The organism is Cupriavidus plantarum, from assembly GCF_905397285.1.
GTDB classification, from domain to species: domain Bacteria; phylum Pseudomonadota; class Gammaproteobacteria; order Burkholderiales; family Burkholderiaceae; genus Cupriavidus; species Cupriavidus plantarum.
The window spans coordinates 1,709,330-1,723,729 of the sequence record NZ_CAJPUX010000001.1 but is presented as its reverse complement, the minus strand read 5'-3'; the positions used below and the strand labels follow the sequence as shown (position 1 = coordinate 1,723,729).

The window sequence follows — 14,400 nt, the reverse complement described above, 5'->3', positions numbered from 1 at the left end:
TCGTATCGATCGGGCGATTCTACTATCATGACGCCTCGTTTCCGCCTCGTATCGATTCTCACCGCCGTCATGTCCATTACCGTCGTCATCTGCCCCTGGTCCGAAGCCCGCGAACGCGCGAGCGCGATCCGATTTACCGTGTTCGTGGAGGAACAGCGTGTCCCGCAAGAACTCGAACTCGACGAATGGGACGAACAATGCTGGCATGCGCTGGCGCTGCGGGCGGACGGCACCGCGGTGGCCACGGGCCGCCTGCTGCCGGACGGCCATATCGGACGCATGGCCGTGCTGGCTTCGGCGCGCGGCACGGGCATCGGCTTCAAGGTGCTCCAGGCGCTGATGGCCAAGGCCGCCGAGCTTGGGTACCGGGAGCTCGCGCTCAATGCGCAGACCCACGCGGCGCCGTTCTATGCGCGCGCGGGTTTCGTACAGGTAGGGGGAGAGTTCGACGATGCGGGCATTCCGCACGTCGAGATGCGAAAGACGTTGGCCTGAGAACGCTGGCCTGAGAACGCTGGCTTGATCGAGGGCGTGAATGAACGCCGTCTCAGCGCGAGGCTGGCACGTCCGTGTCGCGCGCCACACCGAGCTGGCCGCGATAGCTGACCTCGCCGACCTGACCTTCGGCGCCGAAGCTGCGCTCGCTGAAGTCAAAGCGGCCATCGTGCCGCACCCGCAATACCGTACTGGCGCGCGTGCCGTAGCTCGGCGAGCGGATGAACGCGGAAGACAGCACCTTCTCCCATTCGAACGACACGCCCGTCGACGGCAGCTCGGAGTCGAGCGCGCGATGATCGTCGGCCAGCATCTGGAGATAGGGCTCGACGCTCGCGCTGCCGTCACCGCGGTCGGCCGCCAGCACTTCGCATAATGCGCCCACGCGGCTCCGCACCTTGGGCCACGGCGTATCCAGCAGCGCATTCGAGAGGCCATACAGGCCCGGGTCCAGCCGCTGCGGCTGGCGCGACGGCGAACGGTTGCTGTACCACCAGAGTTCTTCCATGTCGCTGGCGAGCAGGTTGAAGCCGTTGTACATGCCGTTGGCCTGCGACAGCGCCTCCAGATAATCCTCGGGCGATTGCTCGCCGCGCAGGAATCGCGACACCAGCTCGCCGCGCGAGCGGGTATCCACGCGCTTCTCGGACGGCGCGCGGTAGTTGGTGAGCGCGGCGAATCGCGCGCCGCCATGCGGCAGGTCGCGCGACATGCGCGGACGCGCGGCGGGCGATAACCCACGGCGATGACTGCCGACATCGCCGCCGCTCGCGATGCCCATCCATGTGCCCGCGTCGCCGATCACCTCGGCCAGGTCGCGTCCGCCCAGCACATGGGGGGCATCCTGCCACCAGTGCGCGGGCGCGGCCGGGCGCGCGTAGAACTCGTCGCGGTTGCCGGCAACCACCAGGGCATAGTCCGGGTGAGATTGCCATGCGACCAGAATCAGGCACATATCGCTTCCTTTGCTTCCTATACGTCTTTGCTGCGGCGGTACTACAGGATGTCCAGATCGATGAAACGCTCGGCGCGGCGATCGCCGCGAATACACCCGTCGAGTCCGCTTTGACGCCACAGGCCGTCGAGCGTTGCATCGAATGCGGGCGGGACATCCGCATAACACTCCATCCACGTCTGCAGGCCATCCCGCGTCTCGGGCCTGCGCATCAGCGTACCACCAATCCCCGTCGCCTCGGCCACGGTCTCCATCCAGCGATGCCAGCGCGGCAGTGCCTCCGTGGCATAGTCGTCCGCCACGCGGAAATACACGAACAAATGATCGCTCATACCGTGCCTCCCATGCACATGACGCGTTGACTTACGCCTCGTTCGGCAGGGGCACTTCGTACGGCAGCGCACGCGTGACCACGGGCGTGCCCCCGGCCGCGCCCAGACGCATCTCGCCGGACGCCGCGTCGATTTTCAGTTCGGCCAGGCCATCCCAGCCCCCCTCGGGCGACACGGTTGCATTGACGATCATGCCGCACGGCTGTTCGGCCTCGTCGGGACGATAGATCTCGGTGGCCGGCGCGGGCGCCGCGCCTTCGCCATGCACGCGCCACATGCGGCGCTTGAGCGTGCCGCGATACTGGCTGCGCGCCACGACTTCCTGACCGGGGTAGCAACCCTTGCGGAAATTCACGCCGCCGATCAACTCGAAGTTGATCATCTGCGGCACGAATTGTTCCTGTGTCGCGGTGACGATACGCGGCAGGCCCGCCGCGATATCGAGCCAGTCCCATGTTTCCGCATCGGCCGTCGCGAGGGTGGCGGCCAGCGCGGCCTGCACGGCATCCGCGCGCGCGGCGGGCACGGCCACCTGCCAGCGGGGCTGCGCGTCGCCATCCGGCAGCCGGATCACGGTCGCGCCATCGGCGGCGGCCGCCGTGAGCGGCGCCTGCGGAGCGGGCAGGCCGGCGGCGGCCAGTGCCTCGGCAGCCTTCGGTCCGGCCACGCCCAGCAGGCGATAGGCCGCGGACACGTCGGCCAGCTTCGCCTTCGCGCGCAGCACGAACATGGTCAGGCGCTTCTGGATCGCGGGCTGGATATCGGCGGACAGCTGCAGCACGATGCCTTCCGCATCGCGCCAGGTCAGGAAACTTGCCTGCAGCCGCCCCTTGGGCGAGCAGTAACCGGCCAGCCGGGCGTCGGCGGGCGAAAGATCTTCCGTGGCATTGGTCAGCTGCGCGTGCAGGAACGTCGCGGCATCGTCGCCGCTGACGCGGATCAGGCCGAGTCCGGCGATGGGCGCCACGATGCCCGTGGCGCGCAGGGCGTCCACACTGGACGAGAGAGACGAAGAGGTGTGGGCTGTCATGCGTTGGCGGTAAGGCGAGGGATAAGGACGATAGGAATAAGAAATCCGGCGCTCCCCGCATATGGGGACGGTGTTGCCCGCGGCAAGGCGGGGCGATGTGGCGTGATGGACGCGTGAGGCCTCGGGGCTCCCGGTATTATATGGGGCTTGCGCCATGTCGGCCGGTCCGGCTCGTATCCGACCCGACGGTAGGGACATGGCGCGCCCGGATACCGAATGAAATTGATCGTCAAACTGAAACGCTTTCTTCTGCGCCTGCTCGGACTGCTGGTCGTCGTGGCGCTGGCCGCCGCGGGCGGCTTTGCGTGGTGGGCCCACCAGCCGTTGACGCTGGCGACCTCGCCGGTCGAGGTCGTCATCAAGCCGAATTCCAGCGTCGTCAGCGTCGGCCGGCAGGTCCAGCGCGGCGGCGTACCCATCGACGGGCGCCTGTTCGTCGCGCTGGCCCGGGTAACGGGACAGGCCACGAGCCTCAAGGCGGGCGGCTACCAGTTCGAGTCGGGGGTGACGCCGCTCGACGTGCTGGACAAGCTGGCGCGCGGCGAGGTCACGCACTATGTGGTCACCGTCATTGAGGGATGGGAATTCCGCAAGATGCGGGCGGCCGTCGATGCCAATCCGGCGCTGAAGCACGACACGGCCGGCATGTCCGACGCGGACCTGATGAAGGCCATCGGCGCGGAGGAGACCTCGCCCGAGGGGCTGTTCTTTCCGGACACCTACCTGTTCGCGCGCGGCAGCAGCGATGTCGAGCTCTACCGCCATGCTTACCGGGCCATGCAGAAGCGGCTGAACGACGCCTGGAATGCGAGGTCGCCGGACCTGCCGTACAAGACGCCGTACGAGGCGCTGGTCATGGCGTCGATCGTCGAGAAGGAAACGGGGCAGGCGGCCGAGCGGCCGATGATCGCCGCGGTGTTCGTCAACCGGCTGCGCAAGAACATGATGCTGCAGACGGACCCGACCGTGATCTATGGCGTGGGCGAGAAGTTCGACGGCAACCTGCGGAAGCGCGACCTGCAGACCGACACCCCGTACAATACGTACACGCGCGCCGGCCTGCCGCCGACGCCGATCGCGCTGCCGGGACTGGCCTCGCTGGCCGCGGCCACGGCGCCGGCCCCGTCGGATGCGCTGTATTTCGTGGCGCGCGGCGACGGCAGCAGCCATTTCTCCACTTCCTTACCCGAACACAATCGCGCGGTCGACAAGTACCAGCGCGGCAAATGACACGTCCATGCGCGACACGCATCCGCCACGCGGAAAATTCATTACCTTCGAGGGCATCGACGGCGCGGGCAAGAGTACCCATATCGACTGGGTCGCACAGCGCCTGCGCGCGCGGCCCGATGCCACGCCGGTGGTCACCACCCGCGAGCCGGGCGGCACGCCGCTTGGCGAGGACCTCCGCGCGCTGCTCCTGCATCGCAAGATGGACCTCGAAACCGAGGCCTTGCTGATGTTCGCGGCGCGCCGCGAGCATATTGCCGAGGTCATCGCGCCCGCGCTGGCGCGCGGGGATTGGGTCATCTCCGATCGCTTCACGGACGCCACGTTCGCCTATCAGGGCGGGGGGCGCGGCCTGCCGACGGCACGGCTCGAAGCGCTGGAGCAATGGGTGCAGGGCGACCTGCAGCCGGACCTGACGCTGCTGTTCGACGTGCCGCTGGAAACGGCGAGCGAGCGCCTGGCGGGCGCGCGGGCCCCGGACAAGTTCGAGGCCGAGTCGCGCGCCTTCTTCGAACGGACCCGCGCGGAGTACCTGCGCCGTGCCGCGCAGTCTCCCGGCCGGTTCCGCGTGATCGACGCCACGCGGACGATCGAGGCGATCCGTGACGAGCTTGAGAACATTGTTGCGGAATTTGTCGCAACGCGTTGATTTGGAACGCGTATATTGTCGCTGTGATGTTGGCCGATGCTGCTTCCCTCGCCGTGAGGACCCTGGGGGCCGTGGCATCGTGGCACGGCGCATGAGGAAACCTCGCTAACCCACTGAACCGCAATGCTTTATCCCTGGCAACGAGAAAACTGGCAACGGCTTGCCGCGTTACGCGACAGGCTGCCCCATGCGTTGCTGCTGCACGGGCAGCAGGGCATCGGCAAGCGTGACCTCGCGCTGCATTTCGCGCAGGGGCTGCTCTGCGAGACGCCGCGGGCCGATGGCCAGCCCTGCGGGACCTGCGGCGCGTGCCACTGGTTCGGCCAGGGCAACCATCCCGATTTCACGGTGGTCCGGCCGGAGGCGCTCGAAGGCGGCGCGGACGGCGACGCGGAGGCGGAGAGCGGCAGCAAGAAGAAGGCGCCCAGCAAGATCATCCGCATGGAGCAGGTCCGCGCGCTGATCGAGGCGGTGGGCGTCGGCACGCACCGCGCGGGCCTGCGCGTCGTCGTGGTCTATCCGCTCGATGCCCTGCAGACGGAGGGCGCGAACGCGCTGCTGAAGACGCTCGAGGAGCCGCCGCCGTCGACGGTGTTCCTGCTCGTGACGGACCGGCTCGACCGTGTGCTGCCGACGATCCTGTCGCGCTGCCGCCAGTTCGGCGTCACGCGGCCCACGCACGAACAGGCGCTGGCCTGGCTTGGCAGCCAGGGCGTGGCCGACGCGGAGGCGCAGCTCGCGCTGGCGGGCGGTTCCCCGCTGACGGCGCTGCATGCCGCCGAGGCCGAGGAGCAGCCGTTGCAACGGTGGCTCGTCGGGCAGCTCGCCGCCGGCGGCGCGTTCGACGCGCTGTCTGCGGCAGATCAACTCCAGAAGCTTCCGGTGCCCGCCGTGCTTGGCATCCTGCAGCGCTGGACGTACGATTTGCTGGCATCGCAGCTCGACGTGAGCGGCCGGCAGGGCGCGCGCTATTTTCCGAAGGAGCGTGCCGCGCTGGCGCGCTGCGCGCAGGCGACCGACGCGCACCGGTTACAGGGTTTTGCGGCCCGGCTCGTGAGCCATCGCCGCAACGAGAATCACCCGCTGGCCGCGCGCCTCGTGATGGAGTCCGTGTTTCTCGACTACCGGCAGTTGTTCCGGTAGGGTCTGGCAGATCGCAAATCAGTCGCAACATCAGTCGCAACATCGGTCGCAACATCAGTCGCAACATCAGTCGCAACATATAGGCCGCAACAAAGCGGCCAGCCATAACCTGGGGTCAAGATGAATACAGCAGTCACGGGGGCGCAGACGCGCCCGCTTTCGGCACCGTCATCGACATCGGCCGCGGCGGGGCAGGCCACGGCGCCCGGCGCCGCCTCGCGGCCCAATGTGCTGTCGCTGTCGATCAAGGATCAGGCGGGGCTTTACGCGGCGTACATGCCGTTTCTGGCGCGCGGCGGCATCTTCGTGCCGTCGAACCGGCCGTTCCGTCTCGGCGAGCAGGTGTTCCTCGTGTTGTCGCTGCTGGATCGCCAGAAATTCCAGGTCGCGGGCGAGGTCGCGTGGATCACGCCGGCCGGCACGCCGCTGAAGACGCCCGGTGTCGGCGTGCATCTGCCGGACGACGACAATGGCCGCAACCTCAAGCGCGCGGTCGAGGAGATCCTCGGCAAGGCCATCGAGTCGGGGCGGCCGACGCAGACGCTGTAGCGCGTGTGTCGGTATGTAAGACGTCACATCAAGTTCGAACGATAAGTTTCGATTTTATATGAGTATTTCAGGATTTACGCTGCGCCTTGCACAGCGCGACGATCTGCCCGGCATCGTGGCGATCTACAACAGCACGGTGCCGTCGCGCATGGTGACCGCGGATACCGAGCCGGTGTCGGTGGCCTCCCGCGAAGCGTGGTTCGACGCCCATCTGCCGGAACGTCGCCCGCTATGGGTGTGCGAAGATGCCGAGGGCCGCATGGCCGGATGGATCAGCTTTTCCGATTTCTATGGCCGCCCCGCCTATGGCGCCACCGCCGAGGTATCGATCTACCTTGACGCGTCCCGCCGCGGGCAGGGGCTGGGCCGTTATCTGCTGGAACAGTCCATCGCCCATGCGCCCAGGCTGGGGGTCAGCACGCTGCTGGGCTTCATCTTCGGCCATAACGAGCCGAGCCTGCGCCTGTTTGCCCGCTATGGCTTCGAGCGCTGGGGTTCGCTGCCGAACGTGGCCGTGCTCGACGGTGTCGAGCGTGACCTGATTATCGTGGGCCGCCGGCTTGCGAACAACGCCTGACCGCTCGCACCATGTTCGTCGATTCCCACTGCCATATCGATTTCCCCGACTTCGCCGAGCGCGTGCCGCAGTTGCTCGACAACATGCGCGACAACCAGGTCACGCATGCGCTCTGCATCTCGGTGACGCTCGAGGATTTTCCGCGCGTGCTGGCGCTGGCCGAGCGCTATCCCAACCTGTATGCGTCGGTGGGCGTGCACCCAGATCACGAGGAGGGCGAGGATCCGACGCTCGAGCGGCTGGTCACGCTGTCCAACCATCCGCGGGTGGTCGGCACCGGGGAGACCGGGCTGGACTACTACCGCCTCAACGGCCGCAGCATCGACGACATGGAGTGGCAGCGCGAACGGTTCCGCACGCATATCCGCGCCGCGCGCCACACCCGCAAGCCGCTGATCATCCATACGCGTTCGTCGGCCGACGACACGCTGCGGGTGATGCGCGACGAGGATGCGGGAGAGGTCGGCGGCGTGATGCACTGCTTCACCGAGACCTGGGACGTCGCCCGCCAGTCGCTGGACGAGGGGTTTCATATCTCGTTTTCTGGCATCGTCACCTTCAAGAGCGCCGCGGACCTGCAGGAGACCGCGCGCAAGGTCCCGCTGGATCGCATGCTCATCGAGACCGATTCGCCTTATCTGGCCCCCGTGCCGTACCGTGGCAAGACCAACGAGCCGGCATGGGTCCGCCATGTCGGCGAATTCATCGCCAAACTGCGCGGCATACCGGTCGAGCAGTTGGCCGAGCAGACGACAGAAAATTTCTTCAATCTATTCAAGCATATAGACAGGAATGCTCATGTTTGAAGTGAAGTTCATTCGCCATGGACTGGCGATCGCCGCGCTGACGCTCGCCGCGGGATGTGCGGTAGCCACGCCGGCCTCCGACATGCGCAAGGCGGTGGAATTCGACGACGCGAACACAGTCACCAAGCTCCTGTCGCGCGGGGTGGATCCGAACCTCGTGGACGATCGCGGCAATCCGATGCTCGTGGTGGCGCTGCGCGAGAAGTCGAAGAAAGCGGCCGCGGCGCTGATCAAGGCGAAGAACATCGACTTCGACAAGACCAACCCGGCGGGCGAGAACGCGCTGATGATGGCCGCGCTGCAGGGCGACCTCGACTCGATCAAGCTGATGGTGGATGGGCAGGATGCCGAGATCAACAAGAAGGGCTGGGCGCCGCTGCACTACGCGGCGACCACGGGCCAGAACGAGGTAGTCAAATACCTCGTCGACCATGCGGCCTATATCGACGCGGAAAGCCCGAATGGCACCACGCCGCTGATGATGGCCGCGCGCGGCGGTCATATCGAAACCGTCAAGCTATTGCTGGACGAGGGCGCGGACATGCGCCTGAAGAACCAGCAGGGCATGAACGTGATCGACTTCGCGCTGCTGTACAACCAGAAAGAGATCGCCGACGGTCTGCGCTCGCGGTGGGTCAAGCTCTACAGCAGCGAGCCGCCGGCTCCGGTCAAGCCAGCGGCGCCCAAGCAGTAAGCGGCTAATACGCGGTTTATACGTCGTCGGCCAGGCGGACGCCGGTGAATTGCCAGCGTTGGTGTGGATAGAAGAAGTTGCGGTAGGTCGCGCGGATATGGGACTCGGGCGTGACGCACGACCCGCCGCGCAGCACCATCTGGCTGCTCATGAATTTGCCGTTGTACTCGCCGACCGCGCCCGCGCTCGGGCGGAAGCCCGGGTACGGCAGGTAGGCGCTCGCCGTCCATTCCCATACGTCGCCAAACATCTGGCGCAGCACGCCCGACGTACTCTGGCGGTCCGGCAGCGGCCGCAGCGCGTGGCCCTCGATGAAGTTGCCCGTGGGCGGCAGATTGCGCGCCGCGTGTTCCCACTCGGCTTCCGTCGGCAGCCGGCGTTCCGCCCAGCGCGCGAACGCGTCGGCCTCGAAAAAGCTCACATGCGTGACGGGGCTGTCCGGATCCACGGGCTGCATGCCGTGCAGCGTCATCTGCCACCACGTGCCTTCCCGTTCTTCCCAGTATTCCGGCGCCTGGATGCGTTGGTCGCAGACCCAGCGCCAGCCATCGGACAGCCATAGCCCCGCGCTCTGGTAGCCGCCGTCTTCGATGAACTCGAACCACTGGCGGTTGCTGACCGGATGCGAACTCAACTGGTACGGCTGCAGCAGCACGTTGTGGCGCGGGCCTTCGCAATCGAAGGCGAAGCCTTCGCCGCCGTGGCCGATCGCGACCACGCCGCCGGTGAAGCGTATCCACTCGGGCGCCGGGCGCGGATCGGCGATGACCTGCGCCGGTACGGGCGGCGCGTACGCGGGCCGCAGCGGGTTTTGCGCGAACAGGTGGAGGATGTCCGTCAGCAGCAGTTCCTGATGCTGCTGCTCGTGATGGAGGCCCAGCGTGATGAGCGCGGCCTCCTCGTCGGTCTGGGCATTCGCGAGCAGGGCGAGCATGCCCTCATCGACGGCCTCGCGGTAGGCGAGGATCTCGTCGAGCGATGGCCGCGTCAGCAGCCCGCGCTTCGGGCGCGGATGCCGCGCGCCGACGGCCTCGTAATACGAATTGAACAGAAAGCGGTACTGCGGATCCACGGGCTCGTAGTCCGGGATGCGCGCGGCCAGCACGAATTCCTCGAAGAACCAGGTCGTATGGGCCAGATGCCATTTGGCGGGGCTCGCATCGTCCATGGACTGCACGGTCGCGTCGGCATCCGAGAGATCGGCCACGAGCGCCTCGGTGGCCGCGCGCACATGCCGGTACTGCGCGGGCAGTGCGGGTTCCTGGGGAGGGTGGTGGGGATTGCGGTGAGCGGTGGGGTGAGCAGAAACGGCCGCGGCAGGCAGCAGGGCTGAGGTCATGCAGGCTCCCGGGTTTCGGACTGGATTCCGAACCATCATAGTCTCGAACCCGCGCGGCGGCGAGCGCCCGGGGACCGGCTATCGGTGTAGGAGGATGCTGACGAGGTGCGCCCGGCATGAAGCCGGGCGCGATGCGCGGCGCCTCGGGAGGGAGAACGCCGCGCGCGGGGAGCGGCGCGCCGGAGACGAACAGACAGCGGCGCGGAGGACTCGGGGGAACGATCAGGCGGCGGCGCGGGTAGCGTCGTTCAGCGCGGCGATGGCCGTGCGGGCGGCGCTCAGGCCGGCTTCGCGAGCCTCATTGCCCATGGCCAGGCCGTGTGCGCGGACGACGGTGACTTCCGGCACGCCGAGGAATCGCAGCACGGCATCCAGCGTGATTTCGTGCAGGTCGAGCGCGTTCGGGTCCTGACGGACGCCGCCGCGCGACGACACGACGATCGCCCGCTTGGCCTTGGCCAGGCCCACGGGACCCGTTTCGGTGTAGCGGAACGTGCGGCCAGCCTGCGCCACGCGGTCGATCCAGGCCTTGAGCTGGCTCGGGATGCCGAAGTTGTATTGCGGAGCGCCGATCACGATCACGTCGGCAGCCAGAAACTCCGCGAGCCACGTTTCGGTGCGCTCGAGTTCGGCTTGCTGCGCGGCGGTCAGGCCATCCTTCGGGCCGCCGAGCACCGGCAGCAGATCGTGCGTCAGGTGGGCGGGCGCGTCCTGGTCCAGGTCGCGCACTGTCACGGTCGCGCCGGGGTTCTTGGCAACGAGGTCGGCCACCACGCTGGCGGTCAGGCCGCGGGATACGGAGTTGTCGCCCAGTACGCTCGAATCGATTTGGAGGATGTTCATGTCGTCACTCACATCAAAAGGTTGGATGACCGAAAGATAGCCATTGCCCATTGGTAGCGGTAGTGAGGCAAAATGGAAATTATCGTTCTACCAGCGCAACAACGCCCCCCATGCAAGATCTCAACGACCTGTACCTGTTTGCCCAGGTGGTGCAGCACGGTAGTTTTTCCGGTGCCAGCCGCGCGACGGGCGTGCCTAAATCGCGCCTGAGCCGCCGTATCGCGCAACTCGAGAAAGACCTCGGCGTGCAGCTGTTGCGCCGGACGACGCGTCAGGTGCGCGTCACGCCACTTGGTGAGGCATTCTTCGAGCGCTGCCGCGCGATGCTGGCGGAGGCGGAAGCCGCCCGGGAGATCGTCGCGATGGCACGCGAGCAGCCCTGCGGCCGCCTGCATGTGACCTGTCCCGTGGTCATCGCGCAGGTGATCCTCGCCCCGGCGATCGGCGGATTCATGAAGGCGAATCCGGGTATCACGCTGGAAATCGAGGCGACCAACCGCCGCGTCGATGTCATTGGCGAGAACATCGATCTGGCGCTGCGCGTGCGGGACGTGCTCGAGGACTCGAGCCTTGCCGTACGCACGTTCGGCAAGAGCCAGCTGATGCTCGTGGCATCGCCCGCGCTGCTCGACAGCATCGGGCGGCCCCGGACGCCGCAGGCGTTGGAAGGCATGCCCGGCGTGGGGCAGAAGCCGCATGAAGGGAAGCATGAGTGGGCGCTGTTCGGCAAGGGCGGCCAGTCGGTGCATGTGGCGTACGAGCCCAGGCTGATCAGCGACGAATTTGCGCTGCTGCGGGAGGCTTGCCTGGCCGGCATGGGCGTGGCAATGCTGCCGCGCATGTACTGCCGGGACGAGATCGCGCGCGGGGATCTCGAGGTGCTGCTGCCGGAATGGGACCTGCCGATGGGGGTGCTGCACGCGGTGTTCCCTTCCCGCAAGGGGGTGACGCACGCGCTGCGGCTGTTCCTCGATTTCCTCGGCGAGATCCTGCCCGAGAATGCCGAGCGCTTCGGCATGTTCAGCGTGCCGCCGCCGCCGGGGATGCATCGCGCCGTGTTGCCCGCGGAGATGCCTCGAGAGGTGCCGGCCGAATGGAACGCGCCGCCGGAATGACGCGCGGGGCGTCCATCCATTGTGCGGTCGTTCGGTCGGCGGTGCGCTGCAATCGTTCGTTGTCGCAATCTTTCGTGGCGGCATCGTGCGTGCGCCCCGGCGCCGCGCGTTAGGATGGTGCGCCTGAGCCTTTACCTTCACGCCACCGCGCACTAAGGTACTTGTGCGAACCGCCCAAGTGGGCGATGACGCACGGCAGTCTTCTTTCACGCGGCACTTGTCTGCTCACGCTAAAGAGGGGGAATGACGATGGCTCGAACGCAAGGTAGTCAGGATCTGGGCAAGGCGCTGCTGCGCATCGTGCTGGGGGTTCTGATCCTGCTGCACGGGATCTCCAAGCTGATGGCAGGACCGGGGTTCGTGATCAAGGTGGTCACGCAGGCGGGTTTGCCGGAGTTCGTGGCCTACCTGGTCTACATTGGCGAGGTACTCGCGCCGTTGCTGCTGATCGTCGGGTTGTGGACGCGGCTGGCGGCGCTCATCGTCGCGGTGAACATGCTGGCGGCGTTGGCGCTCGTGCATGCGCAGCAGCTTGGCCAGATGGCCGATACGGGCGGATGGGCGCTGGAGCTGCAGGGCATGTACCTGGCAGCCGCGCTCGCGGTGGCGTTGCTCGGTGCCGGACGCTTCAGCATGGGTGGCATCGACGGTAAATGGAACTAAAGGATTCTCAACCACCGCTCTGACTGGAGTGCCCATCATGCTTGCGCGACTGCCTGCCCGTCCGTTTGCCCGTCCGTTTGCTTATCCTTTTGCCTGCCTGACCGCCTCCCTCCTGCTCGCGGGCTGCGCCACCGGCCCCGACATCCGCACGGACTTCAATCCGGCCACCAACTTCTCGGCATATCGCACGTTCGGATTCGTCGCGCGGCCGGGGACCGACCGGCAGGGCTACGAGAGCCTGACCACCCAGTATCTGAAGGCCGCCGTGCAGCGGCAGATGACGGAGCGCGGATACCAGTACACGCAGCAGTCGCCCGATTTGCTCGTGAATTTCAATGCGCGGCTGCGCCAGCGCATCGTCAGCGATCCGGCGCCGCTGCCGCCGCCGGGGTATATCGGGTATTACGGATACCGGGGCGGGCTGTATGGGCCGTGGCCGGGGTATGGCTTCTATAGCGATACCTACACGTATACCGAGGGCACGCTGAACATCGACCTCGTCGATGCGCGGAAGAACCAGCTCGTATGGGAAGGCATCGCGCGCGGCGCGGCGGACGAGGCCGATCCGCAGGCGAATCCGCAGGGGATCGACAAGGTCGTGGCGCAGATCTTCGCCAGGTATCCATTCCGCGCGGGGCAGTAACCTGAGCCGCTGGGTTTCCGCTTTCGGCTACGCGAGCGCGCGCGCCAGAAACGCGTCGCGCGCGAGCGGGCGCGACCATAGATAGCCCTGGCCGAGATGGCAGCCCAGCGCCAGCAGCGCGGCGCGCTGCGCTTCCGTCTCGATGCCCTCGGCGATGCATTCGAGGCCGAGGTCCAGCGCGAGCCGGATGATATTGCGGCAGATCACGGCACGCTGGCTGTTCCCATTCACACTGGAGACGAACGAGCGGTCGAGCTTGATCTGCGTGAAGGGCAGGTCGGCCAGCAGCTTGAGCGTGGCGATGCCCACGCCGAAGTCGTCGATGGCCACGCCGTAGCCCATCACGCGCAGGCGGTTCAGCGCGACGGATAGCGCGACGGTATCCGCCACCGGGAACCCCTCCGTCAGTTCCACCGTCAGCAGTCTTCGCGGCAGGCCCGCCGTGGCGACCATGTGCTCGAAGCGGTCGAGCACGCCCGGGCGGCATAGCGTCTGGGCGGATGCGTTGATGCCTAACGGGATGTCGACCCCGGCGGCCGTCAGCTGCTGTTGCACGGACAGGCAGCGTTCGGTGGCGAGGAAGAGGATGGGATCGGCGGCGTCCAGCGCTTCGAGCCGCGGGATGAACACGTCCGGGGGAACGCGGCCGAGCGTGGGATGGTGCCATCGGCATAGCGCTTCGGCGCCGGCGATGCGGCCGGTGGCGATGTCGAACTGCGGTTGCCATTCGATGTCGAAATGGCCGGCGCCGGTGTCGGCGGCCTCCGTGACGCTGTCCGCAACGCGCATGGCCAGCACCGCGGCGAGGATGGCGGCGTCGTCCGGTGCGGCGGGTTTGGGTGTGCTGTCGTGCCGCGGCGGGTCTTTGTGACGGACGATGGCGTCGTCGATGACGGGCACGAGGGCGTCCCGTTCCAGCGGTTTGTGCAGGGCGTGCACGCGCGGGAAGCCGAGCGCGAGCACGAGGTCGCGGTGCGAGTCGAGGATGTCGTCGGGCAGGGCGGTGAGCCATCCCCATACGGGTGGCGGACCGGCGAGCGCGTTGATGCCGCGGCGGCCGAGTTCGGCCACCAGTTCGGGGCCGTTCGCGACGGGCATCTCGATATCGCACAGCACGGCGTCGAAGGCGGTGGCCGCGAGACGGTCGGCGGCTTCGAGGCCATTGGCCGCGAAGTCGATTTGCGCGATGCCGAGCGCGCGCAGCTGATCGGCGGCGACCGTTCGCTGGAACGGATCGTCATCGACCACGAGGATGCGCAGTTCGGCGGCGACGGGAGGCATGGGCGGCAGGGGAGGGGAGCTGCATTCGATAGTACTCCATGGTTTTACGCCCATCG

17 protein-coding genes are annotated in these 14,400 nt (G+C 67.0%); 11 read left to right on the top strand and 6 right to left on the bottom strand.

Annotation, left to right across the window (positions count from 1 at the left end):
* Positions 1-69: 69 nt before the first annotated feature.
* Positions 70-495 (top strand): GNAT family N-acetyltransferase, encoded by a 426-nt coding sequence (locus KHP16_RS07900; protein WP_211960017.1) that lies wholly within the window; start codon positions 70-72, stop codon positions 493-495.
* Between the two features lie 52 nt (positions 496-547).
* On the opposite strand, the gene KHP16_RS07895 is transcribed toward KHP16_RS07900, so the two are convergent.
* Genes KHP16_RS07895 through ygfZ form a run of 3 tightly spaced genes read right to left on the bottom strand, consistent with a single transcriptional unit; the run spans position 548 to position 2,812 of the window.
* Complete coding sequence (locus tag KHP16_RS07895; RefSeq protein ID WP_115952374.1) at positions 548-1,450, bottom strand: NRDE family protein; 903 nt, start codon at positions 1,448-1,450, stop codon at positions 548-550.
* A gap of 41 nt (positions 1,451-1,491) precedes the next feature.
* Complete coding sequence (locus tag KHP16_RS07890) at positions 1,492-1,782, bottom strand: DUF4936 family protein (RefSeq protein WP_109580955.1); 291 nt, start codon at positions 1,780-1,782, stop codon at positions 1,492-1,494.
* Between the two features lie 31 nt (positions 1,783-1,813).
* On the bottom strand, positions 1,814-2,812 hold the full coding sequence (gene ygfZ, locus KHP16_RS07885; protein ID WP_211959903.1) for a CAF17-like 4Fe-4S cluster assembly/insertion protein YgfZ: 999 nt from the start codon (positions 2,810-2,812) through the stop codon (positions 1,814-1,816).
* 234 nt (positions 2,813-3,046) lie between these two features.
* Between ygfZ and mltG the strand changes: the two genes are divergently transcribed.
* From mltG to KHP16_RS07850, 7 genes are all read left to right on the top strand, one after another.
* A complete protein-coding gene (gene mltG, locus KHP16_RS07880; RefSeq protein WP_109582646.1) occupies positions 3,047-4,042 on the top strand; it encodes an endolytic transglycosylase MltG in 996 nt (331 codons plus the stop codon).
* Between the two features lie 7 nt (positions 4,043-4,049).
* The gene (tmk, locus tag KHP16_RS07875; RefSeq protein WP_109580957.1) at positions 4,050-4,691 is read left to right on the top strand and encodes a dTMP kinase; all 642 of its coding nucleotides are present in this window, start codon (positions 4,050-4,052) and stop codon (positions 4,689-4,691) included.
* A 123-nt stretch (positions 4,692-4,814) separates the two neighbouring features.
* Complete coding sequence (locus KHP16_RS07870; RefSeq protein WP_211959902.1) at positions 4,815-5,834, top strand: DNA polymerase III subunit delta'; 1,020 nt, start codon at positions 4,815-4,817, stop codon at positions 5,832-5,834.
* 120 nt (positions 5,835-5,954) lie between these two features.
* The gene (locus KHP16_RS07865) at positions 5,955-6,383 is read left to right on the top strand and encodes a PilZ domain-containing protein (protein ID WP_109580959.1); all 429 of its coding nucleotides are present in this window, start codon (positions 5,955-5,957) and stop codon (positions 6,381-6,383) included.
* Positions 6,384-6,441: 58 nt separating this feature from the next.
* Positions 6,442-6,960 carry a GNAT family N-acetyltransferase gene (locus tag KHP16_RS07860; protein ID WP_109580960.1) on the top strand — a complete coding sequence of 173 codons (519 nt, stop codon included), beginning with the start codon at positions 6,442-6,444 and terminating at the stop codon, positions 6,958-6,960.
* A gap of 11 nt (positions 6,961-6,971) precedes the next feature.
* Complete coding sequence (locus KHP16_RS07855) at positions 6,972-7,766, top strand: TatD family hydrolase (RefSeq protein WP_179593463.1); 795 nt, start codon at positions 6,972-6,974, stop codon at positions 7,764-7,766.
* Positions 7,759-8,460: an ankyrin repeat domain-containing protein gene (locus KHP16_RS07850; RefSeq protein ID WP_121491303.1), complete on the top strand. Its 702-nt coding sequence runs from the start codon at positions 7,759-7,761 to the stop codon at positions 8,458-8,460. Before KHP16_RS07855 ends, KHP16_RS07850 begins: the two co-directional genes overlap by 8 nt.
* Positions 8,461-8,476: 16 nt before the next feature.
* On the opposite strand, the gene egtB is transcribed toward KHP16_RS07850, so the two are convergent.
* Both egtB and KHP16_RS07840 read right to left on the bottom strand, forming a co-directional pair.
* Positions 8,477-9,799 carry an ergothioneine biosynthesis protein EgtB gene (gene egtB / locus KHP16_RS07845; protein WP_115952370.1) on the bottom strand — a complete coding sequence of 441 codons (1,323 nt, stop codon included), beginning with the start codon at positions 9,797-9,799 and terminating at the stop codon, positions 8,477-8,479.
* A gap of 222 nt (positions 9,800-10,021) precedes the next feature.
* Positions 10,022-10,642 carry an FMN-dependent NADH-azoreductase gene (locus tag KHP16_RS07840; RefSeq protein WP_109582647.1) on the bottom strand — a complete coding sequence of 207 codons (621 nt, stop codon included), beginning with the start codon at positions 10,640-10,642 and terminating at the stop codon, positions 10,022-10,024.
* 110 nt (positions 10,643-10,752) lie between these two features.
* Here KHP16_RS07840 and KHP16_RS07835 point away from each other — a divergent pair, with 110 nt between their 5' ends.
* The 3 genes from KHP16_RS07835 to KHP16_RS07825 all read left to right on the top strand — a co-directional run bounded on the left by KHP16_RS07835 (position 10,753) and on the right by KHP16_RS07825 (position 13,063).
* Positions 10,753-11,757 carry a LysR substrate-binding domain-containing protein gene (locus KHP16_RS07835; protein WP_109580964.1) on the top strand — a complete coding sequence of 335 codons (1,005 nt, stop codon included), beginning with the start codon at positions 10,753-10,755 and terminating at the stop codon, positions 11,755-11,757.
* 249 nt (positions 11,758-12,006) lie between these two features.
* A complete protein-coding gene (locus KHP16_RS07830; RefSeq protein ID WP_115952884.1) occupies positions 12,007-12,420 on the top strand; it encodes a DoxX family protein in 414 nt (137 codons plus the stop codon).
* Positions 12,421-12,457: 37 nt separating this feature from the next.
* Positions 12,458-13,063 carry a DUF4136 domain-containing protein gene (locus KHP16_RS07825; protein WP_109580966.1) on the top strand — a complete coding sequence of 202 codons (606 nt, stop codon included), beginning with the start codon at positions 12,458-12,460 and terminating at the stop codon, positions 13,061-13,063.
* A gap of 27 nt (positions 13,064-13,090) precedes the next feature.
* Here KHP16_RS07825 and KHP16_RS07820 read toward each other — a convergent pair whose 3' ends face one another.
* The gene (locus KHP16_RS07820; RefSeq protein ID WP_115952369.1) at positions 13,091-14,344 is read right to left on the bottom strand and encodes an EAL domain-containing response regulator; all 1,254 of its coding nucleotides are present in this window, start codon (positions 14,342-14,344) and stop codon (positions 13,091-13,093) included.
* Between the last annotated feature and the right edge of the window lie 56 nt (positions 14,345-14,400).